At 65.9% G+C, this 15,985-nt stretch carries 13 protein-coding genes and 1 tRNA gene; 8 read left to right on the top strand and 6 right to left on the bottom strand.

Features of this window, described 5'->3' with window-relative positions:
* Positions 1–4: 4 nt before the first annotated feature.
* The 6 genes from ROT00_RS01225 (at position 5) to ROT00_RS01200 (ending at position 5,521) form a co-directional block, all read left to right on the top strand.
* Positions 5–847 carry an alpha/beta fold hydrolase gene (locus ROT00_RS01225; protein WP_404771718.1) on the top strand — a complete coding sequence of 281 codons (843 nt, stop codon included), beginning with the start codon at positions 5–7 and terminating at the stop codon, positions 845–847.
* A 403-nt stretch (positions 848–1,250) separates the two neighbouring features.
* Positions 1,251–2,993, top strand: coding sequence for a sodium:solute symporter family protein (locus tag ROT00_RS01220; RefSeq protein ID WP_404771717.1), 1,743 nt, complete (start codon positions 1,251–1,253; stop codon positions 2,991–2,993).
* Positions 2,990–3,118: a putative transporter small subunit gene (locus tag ROT00_RS01215; RefSeq protein ID WP_229781582.1), complete on the top strand. Its 129-nt coding sequence runs from the start codon at positions 2,990–2,992 to the stop codon at positions 3,116–3,118. The genes ROT00_RS01220 and ROT00_RS01215 overlap by 4 nt, the downstream gene beginning before the upstream one ends.
* Before the next feature lie 97 nt (positions 3,119–3,215).
* Positions 3,216–3,512, top strand: coding sequence for a DUF2277 domain-containing protein (locus ROT00_RS01210; protein WP_285463466.1), 297 nt, complete (start codon positions 3,216–3,218; stop codon positions 3,510–3,512).
* Between the two features lie 84 nt (positions 3,513–3,596).
* Entirely contained in the window at positions 3,597–4,031 is a 435-nt protein-coding gene (locus ROT00_RS01205; RefSeq protein ID WP_404771715.1) for a VOC family protein, read from the top strand.
* Between the two features lie 119 nt (positions 4,032–4,150).
* Positions 4,151–5,521, top strand: a complete 1,371-nt coding sequence (locus tag ROT00_RS01200) for an MFS transporter (RefSeq protein ID WP_376933052.1) — start codon at positions 4,151–4,153, stop codon at positions 5,519–5,521.
* An 18-nt stretch (positions 5,522–5,539) separates the two neighbouring features.
* Here the strand turns inward: ROT00_RS01200 and ROT00_RS01195 are convergent, their stop codons facing one another.
* Positions 5,540–5,983: a hypothetical protein gene (locus tag ROT00_RS01195; protein WP_404771713.1), complete on the bottom strand. Its 444-nt coding sequence runs from the start codon at positions 5,981–5,983 to the stop codon at positions 5,540–5,542.
* Between the two features lie 328 nt (positions 5,984–6,311).
* Between ROT00_RS01195 and ROT00_RS01190 the strand changes: the two genes are divergently transcribed.
* On the top strand, positions 6,312–6,728 hold the full coding sequence (locus ROT00_RS01190) for a hypothetical protein (protein WP_404771711.1): 417 nt from the start codon (positions 6,312–6,314) through the stop codon (positions 6,726–6,728).
* Between the two features lie 19 nt (positions 6,729–6,747).
* Here ROT00_RS01190 and ROT00_RS01185 read toward each other — a convergent pair whose 3' ends face one another.
* Both ROT00_RS01185 and ROT00_RS01180 read right to left on the bottom strand, forming a co-directional pair.
* Entirely contained in the window at positions 6,748–10,323 is a 3,576-nt protein-coding gene (locus ROT00_RS01185; protein ID WP_404771710.1) for a hypothetical protein, read from the bottom strand.
* Between the two features lie 81 nt (positions 10,324–10,404).
* The gene (locus tag ROT00_RS01180; protein WP_404771708.1) at positions 10,405–10,878 is read right to left on the bottom strand and encodes a hypothetical protein; all 474 of its coding nucleotides are present in this window, start codon (positions 10,876–10,878) and stop codon (positions 10,405–10,407) included.
* 97 nt (positions 10,879–10,975) lie between these two features.
* Between ROT00_RS01180 and ROT00_RS01175 the strand changes: the two genes are divergently transcribed.
* Positions 10,976–13,054 carry a KAP family P-loop NTPase fold protein gene (locus ROT00_RS01175; RefSeq protein WP_404771706.1) on the top strand — a complete coding sequence of 693 codons (2,079 nt, stop codon included), beginning with the start codon at positions 10,976–10,978 and terminating at the stop codon, positions 13,052–13,054.
* A 207-nt stretch (positions 13,055–13,261) separates the two neighbouring features.
* Here ROT00_RS01175 and ROT00_RS01170 read toward each other — a convergent pair.
* From ROT00_RS01170 to ROT00_RS01160, 3 genes are all read right to left on the bottom strand, one after another.
* A tRNA-Gln gene (locus ROT00_RS01170) sits at positions 13,262–13,336 on the bottom strand.
* A gap of 113 nt (positions 13,337–13,449) precedes the next feature.
* Positions 13,450–14,970, bottom strand: a complete 1,521-nt coding sequence (gene gltX, locus ROT00_RS01165; RefSeq protein WP_404771704.1) for a glutamate--tRNA ligase — start codon at positions 14,968–14,970, stop codon at positions 13,450–13,452.
* Entirely contained in the window at positions 14,963–15,931 is a 969-nt protein-coding gene (locus ROT00_RS01160; protein ID WP_229781581.1) for a LysR family transcriptional regulator, read from the bottom strand. Before ROT00_RS01160 ends, gltX begins: the two co-directional genes overlap by 8 nt.
* Positions 15,932–15,985: the final 54 nt, after the last annotated feature.

The raw sequence follows: 15,985 nt of genomic DNA, 5'->3' as shown, positions 1-15,985 counted from the left end.
CGCGATGCGATCCGGAGACACGGTGCTTCCCGACGGGCGCACCATCCGCAGCTTCGAGACCGGGCCGGCGGATGCCTCCACCGCGCTCGTGTGGCATCCGGGCACGCCGCACACCGGCCGGCCGCCCGCACCGCTCGTCGTGCACGCCGAGCGGCTCGGGTTCCGGCTCGTCTCGATCGCCCGGCCGGGCTTCGGCGGCTCGACGCCGCATCCGGGCCGCACCGTGGCGAGCGCGGCCCGCGACGCGCTCGCCGTGTTCGAGGCGGCCGGGGTGACCCGGGCGATCGCTGCGGGGTACTCGGGCGGCGGACCGCACGCGCTCGCCCTCGCGGCCCTCGCCCCGGAGCTCGTCGCCGCCGTGGTCGCGGTGGCGAGCCCGGCGCCGTTCGAGGGTGGCACGGGCGCGAGCGGTGCGGGCTGGTTCGCCGGCATGCGGGCGCCCGGCGGGCTGCTGGCCGCGCGCGACGGCCGGGCGGCCCGCCTCGCCTACGCCGAGCACGAGGTGTTCGACCCCGAGCAGTTCCTGCCCGGCGACTGGGCCGCGCTCGAGGGCGAGTGGGGCGTGGTCGGCGAGGACGCCCAGGCCGCCGAGGCATTCGGACCGGACGGCTCGGTCGACGACGACTGCGCCTTCGTGAACGACTGGGGTGTCGCGCTCACCGAGGTGACGCAGCCGGTGCTGCTCGTCCACGGCACGGGCGACCGAGTCATCCCCTTCGCCCACGCCGAGCGGATCGCCGCGGCACTCCCCCGCGCCGAGCTGCACGCCCGCGAGGGCGACGGCCACGTCGCGGTGCTCGCAGGCCTCGGCCCGGCGCTCGAGCGGGCAGGCGAGCTGCTCGGCTGAGCCCCCACCACCGATCTGCTCGACTGGCCACTCGGCGCGGGGTCCGCTACGGTCGAACGAGGCTGCGCCGGACTTCCACGGGAGTCCGGCCTCGTCATGGCGGCGCCCAGGAACCCCGTTTCCGGCATCCCGATTCCCGCCGTCTCGCCAGCCCGGTGCGTCGGCGATCCCCGGATCGCGCCGCGCGTTGCGCGCGCCTCGCACCGCCCCGACCACCGACGAAAGGGACCGCGTGCTCGTAGCTGCACGAACGTTCTTCCCGCCCTGCGGGACCCGCCTCGGCACCACCGGGCGGCACCACGAACACGCCGCAGCGACCCGCATCCCTCCCGACTGACCGCTCTTCGTCCCTGCCTCCCGCGTCCCGCATCGACGCGGGACGCCCTGACGAAAGCGAGTCGACATGGACCAGCTCCAACAGCTGTCCGGACCCATCGTGGTCACCCTCATGCTGCTGTTCTTCGGCGGCAGCCTCTACATGTCCATCCGGATCAGCCGGAAGCGCGAGAACGCCGACGGCTACATGACCGGCGGCGGCAAGATCGGCTTCGGCATCTCGGCCGCGTCGATGACTGCGACCTGGATCTGGGCGTCGTCGATGTACGCCTCGGCGACCTCCGGCTTCACCTACGGCATCTCCGGGCCCATCCACTACGGGCTCTGGGGTGCGCTGATGATCCTGCTGATCTACCCCTTCGGGCGGCGGATCCGGCAGGTCGCGCCGCGTGCGCACACCATCGCCGAGGTCATGTTCGCCCGGCACGGCCGTTCGAGCCAGCTCATGCTCGCCGGCTCGAACGTGCTCGGCAGCGTGATCAGCCTCACCTCGAACCTCATCGCGGGCGGCGCGCTCATCGACATGTTGTCGCCGTTCACCTTCACGCAGGGCATCATCGCGATCGCCGCCGGCGTGCTGCTGTACACGCTGTGGTCGGGCTTCCGCGCCTCGGTGCTGACCGACTTCGCGCAGGTCGTGGCGATGCTCGGCGCGGTGGTCATCATCATCCCGGTGGTGTTCTTCGCCGCGGGCGGGCCGTCGCTCTTCGAGACGGGCGCCCACAACCTGACGCCGCAGCAGCAGGACTTCTTCTCCTCCGACGCGTTCTTCAACCAGGGCGCGCCGTACATCGCGGCCGTGCTGGCGTACGCGATCGGCAACCAGACGATCGCGCAGCGCCTCTTCGCCGTGCGCGAGGATCTGATCAAGAAGACCTTCGTCACCGCGACGGTCGGCTATGGGGCGACGATCATCGGCGTCGGCATGCTCGGCGTGCTCGCCCTGTACGCGGGCATCCAGCCGCTGAACGACGACGTGAACAACCTCATCCCCCAGCTCGCGGCGAACTACCTGCCGCCGGTGCTGCTGTGCGTGTTCTTCGTGATGATCATCGGCTCGCTGTCGTCGACGGCGGATGCCGACCTCACCGCCCTGGCCTCGATCATGATGGCCGACATCTACGGGCAGAACATCGCGGGCAAGAAGCGGGCGAACCCGCAGACGATGATCTGGGTCGGCCGCATCACGATGATCATCGCGACCGCCGCCGGGCTGTTCTTCGCGAGCTCGCAGTTCAACATCCTCGACCTGCTGGTGTTCGTCGGCGCGCTCTGGGGTGCGCTCGTGTTCCCGGTGATCTCGAGCTTCTACTGGAACCGGGTGACGAACCTCGCCTTCACCGCCGCGGTGATCGCCGGGCTCGCGTGCTTCCTGCCGGTGCGCTTCGAGTGGATCGACCTCTCCGGCGGGATCGGCATCGCGAGCGACGTGCTCGCGATGATCGGCATCGGCGTGGTGCTCGGGCTCATGGCGTTCGGCTTCTTCGGGCGCCGCGTCGCGCTCGTCGTCGGCACGGTCTCGACGCTCGCCGCGGCGCCGTTCGCGATCGGCTTCCTGCACACCTACCCGGTGCTGTCGGGATCGCTCGTGGCCTACGCGGCGTCGACGATCGTCTGCGTGGTGCTGACGATGGCGAACACGACGCGGCGCTTCGATTTCGCGCTCATCAAGGAGCGCACGGGCGACTTCGACACGAGGGACGGCGGGGCGGCTGGGGCGGATGCCTCGTCCGGCGCCGCTGGCTCGGCCGCCCCTGCCGAGCTGGATGACCGGCTCGAACTCGCGAACGACGGAAAGGACCGCGCATGACCGCCCTGCTCACCCTGTACGTGCTGATCTGGCCCGTGATCGTGCTCGGCGTGCTCGCCGTCATCGTGCGCGCCTTCGTGAAGGAGTGGCGCCAGGCGAAGCGCGAGGGCCGCAGCATCATCTAGGCCCGGCTCCGGGTGGACGCGGCATCCGGGTCGCGTCCGCCCGCACGCTCCCGTCCACCCCTCGCCGCCGGCGCAGGCTCGGCGTATCGTGGCGCGCATGTGCCGGAACATTCGCGTGCTCCACAATTTCGAACCGCCCACGACCGACGACGAGGTGCGCGAGGCCGCCCTGCAGTTCGTGCGCAAGGTGAGCGGTTCGACGCATCCCTCCCGGGCGAACGCCGAGGCCTTCGAACTCGCGATCGAGGAGATCGCCGTCGCGACGCGGCGGCTGCTCGACGGGCTCACGACGAACGCACCGCCGAAGAACCGCGAGACCGAGGCGCTGAAGGGCCGCGAGCGTCACGAGAAGCGGATGGAGCGCGAGGTGCGCATCCGCACGGCGGTCGGATGACCCGCGCCGCCGTCGGTCTGGTTGATCCGCCGTCCGTCGGCGATGATCCACCCGCCGTCGGCCGTGCTGAGTAGCATGCGCAGTATGGCCATCAAGCTGGAGAACGTCGCCATCGCCGTGCGCGACCTCGAAGAGACGATCGCGTTCTTCACCGACCTCGGACTGAGCGTGATCGGCCGCGACACCGTCAGCGGCGAATGGACCGACACTGCGGTCGGCCTCGACGGCAACCACGCGAAGATCGCGATGCTGCAGACGCCCGACGGCCACGGCCGGCTCGAGCTCTTCGAGTACCTGCACCCCGACGCGATCGAGACCGAGCCGACGCTGCCGAACGAGATCGGCATGCACCGCGTCGCGTTCTCGGTCGACGACCTCGACGCGGCGCTCGAGATCGCCGCGAAGCACGGCTGCTTCCCGCTGCGCGGCGTCGGCACCTACCAGGACATCTACCGGCTCACCTATCTGCGCGGCCCGAGCGGCATCATCGTGATGCTCGCCGAGGAGCTGCGGAAGTGACGGGCGAGGAGCCGCCTGAGGGTGCGGGGGCGTCGGCCGCCGCTGGTGCTGGGGCTGCTGGTGCCGATCCCGCCGGCGCCGCCGCTGCCGCTCCCGCCGCCGGGGGCAAGGCTGCCGCACTGCCGCCGCCCTCGCGGGCGCAGCGGCTCGTGCTGCTGATCGCGATCCTGGCGTCGTTCGTCTCGTTCCTCGACGGTACCGTCGTGAACGTCGCGCTGCCCGCCATCCAGCGGGAGCTCGGTGGCGGGCTCATCACCCAGCAGTGGGTCGTCGACGCGTATCTGATCACGCTCGGCGCGCTCATCCTCGTCGCCGGCTCGCTCAGCGACGTGTTCGGCCGCATCGTGATCCTGCGGGTGGGGCTGATCGGCTTCGGCCTCACCTCGATCGCGATCGCCGCCGCCCCCGATCCCCTGTTCCTCGTCATCGCACGCGGCCTGCAGGGCATCGCCGGAGCGCTGCTCGTGCCGAGCTCGCTCGCGCTCATCACCTCGAACTTCCGGGGGCCAGCGCAGGCGCGCGCGATCGGCATCTGGACGGCCTCGACGACCGCGGCCATGCTCGTCGGCCCGGTGATGGGCGGACTGTTCGTCGACTACCTGTCGTGGCGCTTCGTGTTCCTCATCAACGTGGTGCCGATCGCGGTGACCCTGTGGCTCCTCGTCGTGCTGCGCCAGCGCGACGTGCGCCAGCCCGGCGCGACGATCGACTGGGCGGGCGCCGTGCTCTGCACCGTCGGCCTCGGCGGCACCGTGTTCGCGCTCATCGAGCAGCAGAACCTGGGTTGGTCGAATCCCGCGATCTGGGGCACGCTCACGCTCGGCATCCTCGCGCTCATCGGCTTCGTCGTGCGCCAGGCGACCGCGAAGCAGCCGATGCTGCCGCTGTCGCTGTTCAAGGTGCGCAACTTCTGGTCGGGCAACATCGCGACGATCTTCATCTACGGGGCGCTGTCGCTGAACGGCCTCGTCGTTGCACTGTATCTGCAGCAGGGTGCCGGGCTGTCGGCGACACTCGCCGGGCTCGCGAGCCTGCCGACGACGCTCATCATGATGGCGCTGAGCTCGCCGATCGGCACGCTCAGCGGCAAGTGGGGTCCGCGACTGTTCATGACCGTCGGCCCCGCGATCATGGCCGTCGGCTATCTGCTGCTGCTCACGGTGACGCCCGAGTTCAACTACTGGACGCAGGTGTTGCCCTCGGTCGTGCTCACCGGCTTCGGCCTCGTGATCACGGTCGCCCCGCTGACCTCGGCGATCCTCGGCTCGATCGAGCCTGCCCGCTCCGGCATCGCCTCGGCCGTGAACAACGCCGTCGCGAGGATCGCCGGCCTCATCGGCGTCGCCCTCCTCGGCGTCGTCGTCGGCGGCGTGCTCGACCTGGAAGGGTTCCATCGCATCGCGATCTTCACTGCGGCGCTCATGGCGGCCGGGGCGCTGGTGTCGTTGCTCGGGATCCGGAACTCGGCGGTGTTGGACTCGGAGGAGTAGGCGGACGTCGTCCGTCGCCTATCCCTGGTGCCGACGCCCCGGGATCAGCATCGCGACACCGAGCCCGAGCGCCACGACGAGTGCGATGAGCTGCGCCGTCGCCTCCACAGGCCCGAGGTGATCGAGGTGCCCCACGTGGTACGCGAAGTGCAGCACCCCGAACACCGACCACACGATGCCGAGCACTCGATACACGGGGAGCGAGGGGCGAACGAGCCCGTACGCCCCGGCCGCCCCGAGCGCGAGATACATCGCCCCGTGGTCGCGCACCAGGTGCTCATTGAACGGGCCATCGGTCGACACCCACTCCCCCAGCACGATCGGAAAGTGATCGAAGAACGCCTGCGGTAGGAAGTACGCCCAGATGCCGAGGACGGCCGAGAGGATGACGGTGCCGGCGAGGGCCCAGTACTGGTGGGTGGTGGTGCGGGTGGGGGAAGTGGTGGTTGCGGGCGTCGACATGGGGCTCCTCGTCAGGTGTTCGCGGGGTCACCTCTTCGACGACGGAGCCAGGCAAGGTGTCAGGCGAGAACGGCGCGCGACGCTGCCGGGGCCGAACGTCTCGGCTCAGCATCGTGTCGACGCTCGACGTCGCCTGGTTCCAGGTTCGGACTGGCCATCATCACCTTCGCCGCCACCACGGCCGCTCTGAGCGGTGGAGCGTTCGTCGCCTCCGCGTTGATCGTGCTGGCGTACGAAGCGGGTTGACCGCAACAAGCAAAAAGCCCCGGAAAACCGGGGCTTCTACACTTCACAACTTGCTGACATTGCCGACCTCTACTCAAACCCTTTGGAGCTGCCGTTCACCCCTGTGGAACTGCGGGATCTCGCGGTTCCCGGTGATCGAAACGATGGTTTGAGCGCACCAAATGTGTACCGAAGCCACGAGCTGTCCAAGCGACTCGGCAGCATCAAAGTCGCGGAGCTCGTCCGTCGTGCCAGGGCGGGTGAAAGTATTCGGTCCCTTGCTCGCGAACTGGATGTTGCGAACTCGGCACTGACGCGAATGTTGCGCGAGGAAGGTGTAGTCATCTCCAAACGGAAGGTCAGTGACGACGACGCGGCCGCGATGGCGCGCGAGTATGAAGCCGGCGCCACGATGGCTGAACTCGAGAAAAGGTACGAGCTGTCGCATGGGGCGGTCTTGAGAGCACTGCATCGAAGCGGAGCGAAGATGAGAGCAAGCGCACCTCGCCGCAAGAACTAGGCGGGACCGCGCTGCGTCACTACCAATCGTGTTCCTGCTCGCCCTGGAGTACATCTCCCAGCCGAGACTCGAGGTGTTCAAGCAGCTTTCGACACCACCGCTTAGCACCCTCAGATTGACCAGGTTGAGCGAGCCAGCGCTTCACCTGAGCAATCTGGCCCTTGATCCGATCTGACTCGTTCCCTGACCACATCCCGGAGATGAACTCACCCACAAGCGGAGACGTCACACCTCGGTCATCTCCGAAGCGGCTCAGAAGGAAAGACGCGACCGGACTTAGTTCGTCTGAACCCACAGAAGCAACCGAGGCCACGGTCTTGGCGCGATCTATCGAGTCGCCAACCCAGCTTTCGATCACATCAAGATCGATGATGTCAGCGACCCAACCTTGCGTAGAGAATGCCAGCTTCCATGACTCACGCTTCGCAAGCCGATCAAGGAGTTCGATCCAGGCTTCTTTCCCTGCGAGCTTCAGGGCTCGGCCGAAGAGTCCCTTCTCTTGAGAGCCGGAGTACATACTGATCGCGTCTTGCTCGACAAGCTCAACGAGAATTCGAACGATGCGCGCCGGGTCCTTCTCGAGCTGTCGTTCTGCGAGCTGAGACCAGTCGTACTCTTGTTGACCGAGTACTGGGAACCGAAGCCGAAGCTCGACGATCTCTTCGATCGCAGTCTGAAGCTCTGGTGAGATCTCTGGTCGATCGTGTAGCTCGAATGCAAGGAAGTCCACGAGTGCGCGATAGTCGTCCTCCGATTCGACGCGGGTCTTCCAGTCGTTGATGTAGAGGCGAAGCAGGTCGTCGTCGCTGGTCTCACGCAGCCAGTAGAAGACTGCTCGAGCGCCTTCTGCGACAGAGATTTGCGGAAGAAGCTCTGCCGCCCGTGCTTCAGCACGTGAAGTGCGTGGACCTTGAGTGGTGAGACGTAGCTTCGTGATCGGATCGGCGTTCAGCTGGTCAACGTACTCGTCGTAAGTGCCAGGGGTTGCCTCCTCGAGACCAACGAGGAACCCCACCAATGCGCGAGCGTTGGGGCCTGACAGCTGCGCGAGCAGCATAGGTGCAGTGGCGGCGATATCTGCGCCGCGCTTTGCAAGCACCCTCCCGATAATGAAGTCGGTGGGTACCTCTTTCACGAGCAGTGCGAGAAGCTTGGCCGTGGCGGACTCGGATTCCGTCCCATCCAGGGCGTTGATGAAGTCAGTTTCAATGTCGCCGTTGCGCCTGTCCCATGGCGATGCGTGCGCGAGCACCCAGAGTTGGTCGTCAAGAGTGTCAGCGGGCAGGGCGGCAAGGATGGCGTCGATGTCTTCGGCATAATGCCTCTCGTCACCAGTGCGGTCGTACAGCGACGCAAGGTCTGCAAGTTTCGCACGAGCGTCTTGGAGCTGCTCGGGAGGAAGGCTTGCAAGGGTTGACGCCAGATGGTCTCGAAGTACGGGCTGGCCGAGGGAAGCATGAATAGCGTCCGTGAGCGCCTCAACGGCGGACGCTGCAACGTCTGCGTCCGAATCGCCGCTGAGAGAACCGAGGATGTCGATGATGGCGTTGCGGTATTCCCAAGACTCGCCCCAAGTCTTGGGCGCACCGCGAGGTTCAACCACGACTCCACCTTGAAGCTCTCCTGACACCATCGTGTGCTCGTGGGAATCAAGTGCCCGATGCGCGGCCTTAACTACGAGCGCACGGATTTCTGGACGACCTTCCGCGGCCTTCGATCGCAGATAGGCGAGGCGTTCGGCCGGAGACGCAGCTGTTGACGGCAGCATCGTTCCGAACAGGTCCACCCAGACGCCTGTCGAGTTGTTGGAGAAGGATTCATTTTCAACGAGAGCAAGTCGTAGGAGGGAATCGGCTGCTTCAGTGAAGGTTGAGGTATGCCATGCAAGCTTCTGCAGTGCCCACACCAGTGGCCGTCGTGCGCCTTCAGCCTTGCGCAGGTCGTCATCTTCCGTTTCCGCGAGTAGCTCAGCAATCCGACCCGACACCCTCTCAGGCGAGAGAATCGCGAGGTGATCCAGCAGATTCCCGCGGCGGTCTGTTGCTACGGCTTCAAGTGAGCTGAGTGGACCGTCGGCACCAAGCATTTGATCGATGACTGCGCGAGGCAATGTGGAATCGCCAATCTCGGCAGCGCGTCGGAAGAGGCGTTCAGTGAGGTCTTCGGAGAGTTTGGGTAGGAGGTCAGTTACGATGCGTGATCCGAACTCCGTCCACCCGTTTGAGGCTAGGTAGATTGCGACAGGGTTGGGGCCGACGCTTCGATAGCGTCCCTGTGTTGTGAGTAAGCCGTGTGAGGCGAGGTCCGCTGCCGCGGCCCGAAGATCGGGCTCAGGTACGCCGAGCCCCTCGCTCAGTATTGAGAGTTCCGAAGCGAGTTCAGCGTCGAAGCCGATACGGCTAAAAAGGGCGAGGGCGGATGATGCTAAAAAGAGTGTCCCTCCAGGAAGTTCATCGACGATGAACTGGCGGATGTCGTTGGGGTCGATCAGTTGGCGTGCGGTGCCAGGGCGTTGGGCAACGAGTGCCTTCGCACACTTCAGTGCGTAGTCGATGTTCCCCGCAGAGACTTCGACAATGACCCTGGTCGCTTCCGGCCAGAGTGTCGGTACGTTCTTCTGCAAGAGCTCAGTGAGCGGAGCGTCCTCGAAAGCCGTGATTTGGAGCGTCGCCGCTCGGGCTGCACGCTGAGACGGTTCGCTAACGGTGACGAGTCGGATCTTCGTACCCGTCTGGAGCATCGCGGCAAAGATGTCATGACGCTTTGCATCGCACTCATCGATGACGATCACGGCTGAGCGCCCCTGCGTCTGAAGTTGACTCAAGACGGCCGGAGTGAACTGGTCTTCGCTCGGCACATAGATCACAAGGGCCTGATTGGGCTGGCCTCGGAGCGCCTCCATGACTAGTCGGGTCTTTCCGAGTCCGCTCACGCCCTCGACATGCACGCCGGACTCGTCACCGGACTGTATGGCTTCCCGCAAGCTCTCGATCTGCTTTTCGCGTGCGTCAGACGCAACCCAAGTCGTCTTATGACTGACCGATGCCGACCACTCATCAAAGGTCTGGCCGATAATGCCGATACCGCGAATCAACGGGCTGATCGCAACCGCCGGGTACACCTCCGCCCATCGCGCAAGGTGATCGGCATTCAACACTTCGATAGTTCCGGGGTTGACGGCGATGCCAACAGAACGAATAGCCGCCTCCAGCGCCGACTTTCGTCTAGATATCTGGACAGGAGTCAGCGACCGTCCGAGGGCTAACCGGTAGGAGCCGCCCATCTTCAGGATTTCAAGGACTGCGGTTGCGCCAAGGAGTTCTGTCTTGCATGCGGCTGGTGCGAGATCACCAGCCTTGAACTGCCACGCTGATTGTCCTTGAGGAACCCAGACAGTAGCGAGACCAGAGGTCAGTCCTGCATCGACACCTCCGTCAGGCGCGTTCGTACGGTACGTCTGCGTGAGGGCAGTACCGGCAAGCCCGGCACTCGCCAACTCGGCTTCGAGCAGGCGTCCCACTAGGTCCGCGAAGGCCGAGCCTTCGAGCCCTTCGACCTGCTGCGGGTCAACAGAAAACGGGCCCTTGTCAGGCACTTCCTGTTGCCCCCGTCATATACACCGTAGTAGCCATATATGCCCCTGATTATGAAGACCTCGCCAACCCTAGTCAAGACACTATCGTGGCCGCCGATCCTGCCGGGCTTCCCTACGGCGCGCCTTCCTCATGAGCGTGCCGTCGTCCTCTTTGACGAGCTGGAGCAGCGCTTTGGCGAGGTAATGAGTATCGATCTGTGGACGCGAGACGGCGGCGACGCGGATCGTGCGTGTCTTGCCACCGACCTTGAACGCGCGGGTGGTCTTGCCACGGTGGCGGTCGACCATCTGGTTCGGACGTCCATCGAGACTGGCGCGGAGAGCTTCGAAGTCTCGACCGGCCTTCTGCGGCAGAGAAGGGAAGACCTTGGTCATCTGCTTGCGGTGGGCGAGTGCATCGCGATCGGACATCGGAACAGTGGGAGCAAAGTAGTCATGGATGTCGCGTTGGGCGTAGCCGGGGAGCTCGCCGAACGCTTGACCGTCGTTCTCATTCCACAGGTCGATGAGGAAGTGGCGGATCGTCAGGTAGTCGCGGGTAGTGAGTCTCGGCATGGGACGCTTCACTATGAGCTACTCCCCCGAGATTGCAAGCATGAGCAAAGTAGTCAAGCTTGCAAACCGGTTCAGAGTGGCGCATAACTAGAGGCATATGAGCGACATAGAACTGCCACACGAGAAGCCACCGATCGATGCCCCGATCAAGTCGTCGGCGGACGATGACCTTGGGCGGGCTCCGGTCGCGCACGATTTCGCCGAGTCGATCCGGGAGCTTGATGCAAGCGAAGGGCTGGTCGTCGGTGTGCTCGGACCATGGGGACATGGCAAGAGTTCCTTCATCAATCTGATGCGCGAGCAATTCGAGAAAGAACCGAAGCTGACGGTCGTCGACTTCAACCCGTGGATGTTCTCCGGCTCGAACCAGCTCGTCAACTTCTTCTTCACCGAGATCGGCGCCGAGCTGAACGTGAAGAACAAGAGCAAGTTTGGCCAGACGGCCGACTGGCTGGCGAAGTACGCCGGCATACTCAAACCGGCATCGCAGCTCATCCCAGTTCCGTTCGCAGGAGCGGTCGGAGAGGCAGCGGCAGCTGCTATCGGCGGGTTGGCCGACACCACGGACGCTGACCGCAGTGCGAAGAAGGTGCGCGAGAAGATCACAGAGGAACTCGCCGCCCTGACAGAACCGATCGTCGTGGTGATCGACGACATCGACCGGCTGACGACGCCGGAGATACGCGAGATCTTCAAGCTGGTTCGCCTGACGGCCAGCTTCCCGAACATCGTCTACGTGCTGGCGTTCGACCGCACCCGGGTCGAGCAGGCGCTCACCGAGGACGGAGTCCCGGGGCGTGCGTATCTCGAAAAGATCGTCCAACTTAGCTTTGACGTGCCGCAAGCACCGGAGATGCTTCTTCGTTCCCAGGTCTTCAACGAGCTCAACCGCGTGCTCGCTCCAGTCGCCGACGTCGAACTCGACGAGGATCGCTGGGGAGATGCCTACTTCGAGATCATTGACCCGCTGCTCTCGAACATGCGGGACGTGACTCGGTACGCAATTTCGTCGAAGGCGACGATCAAGAGCCTTGGGGCGGAGATCGATCTTGTGGACCTTCTAGCCATGGAAGTCGTTCGTGTGTTCCGTCCCGACCTTATGCAGCGTCTGGCGAAGCTCCGCACGGAGCTGACGAAGACGCGTGATTATTCATCGCGCAAGGATGACGAAGCACAGAAGGCGATAGATGCACTCCTGAAGGACTTCCCTGAGGACGTACCGCTCATACGGGCGCTGTTCAACCGACTCTTCCCGGTCGCGCTGCAGTACGTGGAGAACAGCAGCTACGGCTCCGACTGGCTTGGCACTTGGCGCACCGCGCACCGGATGGCTCACGCGGACTACCTCAACCTCTATTTCGACCGAGTCGCACCCGACACCCTTGTTGCGTTCAGGAGTACCGAAGGCGCCTTCGCCGTGCTCGACGATGCCGAAGCGCTCGAAGCTTACTTGTCGGAACTGGACCCAGACCAGCTCGACACGATCCTTGAAGGCCTAACGGCGTATGAGAAGAAGTTCACGACGGAGATGATCGTTCCCGCGTCGACGACGCTCTTGAACCTCATTGACAGAATCCCCGAGAAGAAGAACGCCGGGATGTTTGACCTCAGCCGTCCGGATCTGACCGTCGGACGGGTAGTCCTACGCCTTCTTCGCAAGGTTGAGGACGAGGCGGATCGGGAAGCACTGGTCGCCGAGATTCTGACTGGCATCGAAACGTACTCCTCCCAGCTCGACTTCATCCACAGCATGGGCCACCGTGAAGGCTCCGGCCTCAAGCTCGTCAGCGAGGCGTTCGCGCAGCAGCTACAGGACGAGTTCGTCAACCGGCTTCAAAAGACTCAGCCGGCAGAACCCGAGCGCGAATGGGACGCGTGGCGCATCTACGACGCGGTGCGGGACTTGACCGGCAAGGCCCCGCTCACTGGCGCATCAGACCCGGTCCTGATCAGGTCGGTCCTACGATCGGCGAAATCAACGGCCCGGTCGCAGTCGATGGGCTCACGAAAGGTCAAGACGGAAGACCGTCTCGCGTGGGACCTCGTAGTGGGGTTGTTCGGCTCCGAGACCGTGGTCAAGAAGGCCGTGGCCAGTGTCCGGAAGAAGCTCGGCAACGACGACATCCTGGACCTCGCAGACAAGTACCTCGGAGGTTGGCGCCCCGAACGGTTCTGAGCCGAAAGAGTGGGGCATCGGTACATGTCACAGAGGTGGAGCCGCGCGCGAAGACATGTACCGATACGCAGATACTTAGCTGGACTCAAACCCTTGAAAAACAGAGGTCAGACGGCAAAAACGATGGAATCACGTCCAGTGCCGCGTACCGAAGCATAAACAAAATCACCCCTGGTCAGAGGTGATTTTTTGGATAGTTCTTATGCTTGGCTGGGGTACCTGGACTCGAACCAAGAACAACTGAACCAGAATCAGCCGTGTTGCCAATTACACCATACCCCAATGGCCCGAAACCGGAGTACCGGGCCGAGAGTCAACTGTAGCCTACGCCGCGGCCCCGGCCAAACTGAGCGGGGCTCAGCGGGCCGGGGCCGCGGGACAGGGAACGAGACCGATTACGCTCCGGCGAGCTCCCCCGCAAGCCGGTCGATCCGCGCGAGCGAGTCGATCTTGCCGAGGATCTGCATCGACTCGAAGAGCGGCGGCGACACCCGGCGTCCGGAGACGGCGACGCGCACGGGACCGAAGGCCACGCGGGGCTTCAGGCCGAGCCCGTCGATGAGGGCGCCGCGCAGGGCCTCCTCGATCTCGAGGTGGGTCCACGATTCCGCGGGCAGCGCGCCGAGGGCGGCACGGGCCGCGTCGAGCACCTCGGCGGCGTTCGCCGGCAGACCCGACACGGCGTCGGCGTCGTACGCGAGCGCCGAGGCATCCGTGAACAGGAACGACACGAGCCCGGGCACCTCCCCGAGCACGGTGATGCGCTCCTGCACCAGCGGGGCGACCTCGACGAGCACGGCTTCCTGCGCGGGCGTGATCGGCGTCTCGACGACGCCGGCGGCCTGCAGGTACGGCACGGTGCGCGCGGTGAAGTCGGCGAGCTCGAGCAGGCGGATGTGGTCGCCGTTGATCGCGTCGGCCTTCTTCTGGTCGAACCGCGCGGGGTTCGGGTTCACGTCGGCGACGTCGAACTTCTCGACGAGCTCCTCACGGCTGAACACGTCGCGGTCGGCCGAGAAGCCCCAGCCGAGGAGCGCCAGGTAGTTCACGAGCCCCTCGGGGATGAAGCCCCGGTCGCGGTGGTGGAACAGGTTCGACTCGGGGTCGCGCTTGGAGAGCTTCTTGTTGCCCTCCCCCATCACGTACGGCAGGTGGCCGAAGCGCGGGATGAAGCTCGCCACGCCCACGTCGATGAGCGCGCGGTACAGCGCGATCTGGCGCGGAGTGGAGCTCAGCAGGTCCTCGCCGCGCAGCACGTGCGTGATGCCCATGAGCGCGTCGTCGACGGGGTTCACGAGCGTGTACAGCGGCGCACCGTTCGGGCGCACGACGACGAAGTCGGTGGTGGAGCCGACCGGGAAGTCGATGCGGCCGCGCACGAGGTCGTCGAAGCCGAGGTCGGCCTCGGGCACGCGCAGGCGCAGCGCGGGCTCGCGGCCCTCGGCGCGGAACGCGGCCTTCTGCTCCTCGGTGAGCTCGCGGTCGTAGTTGTCGTAGCCGAGCTGCTTGGGGCGACCGGCGGCCTCATTGCGGGCGTCGATCTCCTCCGCGGTCGAGAACGACTCGTAGAGGTGCCCGGAGGCCTTCAGCTTCTCGATCACCTCGGCGTAGATCCCGCCGCGCTGCGACTGCCGGTACGGCTCGTGCGGACCGCCGACGCCGATGCCCTCGTCCCAGTTCAGGCCGAGCCAGCCGAGCGCTTCGAGGATCTGCTGGTAGCTCTCCTCGCTGTCGCGCGCGGCGTCGGTGTCCTCGATGCGGAAGACGAAGGTGCCGCCGGTGTGCCGTGCGTACGCCCAGTTGAACAGGGCGGTGCGCACGAGCCCGACGTGCGGGGTGCCGGTGGGTGAGGGGCAGAAGCGGACGCGGATGTCGCTTCCGCTCGCCGTGGTCGTGGGGTGGGCCGTGTCAGACATCACCGTCAATCGTAGTGGCGGCGCCCTCCCGCAGCACGGCGAGCGCCGCGAGGGCTGCGGCGATCGCGGGCACCCGCTCCGCGCCGCGCGCGGTGACGAGGTGCAGGGAGCGCTCGTCGCCGTGATCGGTGGGGCGGGTGACGACGGCCGGATGCCTCGGCGCGGCCGCGAGCGCGAGCGCCGGCAGCAGCGCCACCCCGAGCCCCTGCGCGACCATGCCCTCGACGGCGACGAAGTTGTCGGTCTCGAAGGCGATGCGCGGCGAGAAGCCCGCCTCGGCGCAGAGTTCGAGCAGGTGCCCGCGGCAGCGCGGGCAGCCGGCGATCCACGGCTCGTCGCCGAGCTCGGCGAGCGAGACGACGTCGGATCCCGCGGCGGGGTGGTCGCCGGGCAGCACGAGGCGCATCGGCTCGTGCGTGTACGAGCGCACCTCGAGTCCGCGGGCGCTCTCGCGGTGCGGATCGTTGCGGTCGCCCGGGTAGCTGAAGGTGATCGCGAGGTCGGCGCGGTCCTCGCGCACGGCGGCGACCGCCTCGGGCGGCTCCGCCTCGACGTAGGTGACCTCGACACCGGGATGACTCGCCGTGAGCGCCGCGATGAGCCGCGGCACGAGGCTCGGCGACGCCGAGGGGAACGCGACGAGCCGCACCCGCCCCGCCCGGAGCCCCCGCAGGGCGGCGAGCTCCCCCGCCGCGGCCTCGAGGCTCGTGGCGACGGCGTGCGCGTGCCGGGCGAGTGCGCGTCCGGCTTCAGTGAGGCGGATGCCTCGGCCCACCCGTTCCACGAGGGCGACCCCGGTGCGCTGCTCGAACCGGCGCAGCTGCTGGCTCACCGCGGGCTGGCTGTAGCCGAGCGCCGCGGCGGCCGCCGTGAGCGTGCGGTGCTCGGCGATGGCGCGCACGACCCGCACGGTCTGCAGCTCGATCGCGTCGGCGAGGGCTTCGGTGGAGGCATCCGACATGCCTGAATCATAAGCGAACGGCATGTGATTGATCGAATACCTGGTCTTGTCGAA

Source organism: Agromyces mediolanus, from assembly GCF_044917495.1.
Lineage (GTDB): Bacteria > Actinomycetota > Actinomycetes > Actinomycetales > Microbacteriaceae > Agromyces > Agromyces mediolanus_B.
This window is presented reverse-complemented; position numbering and strand designations above follow the sequence as displayed.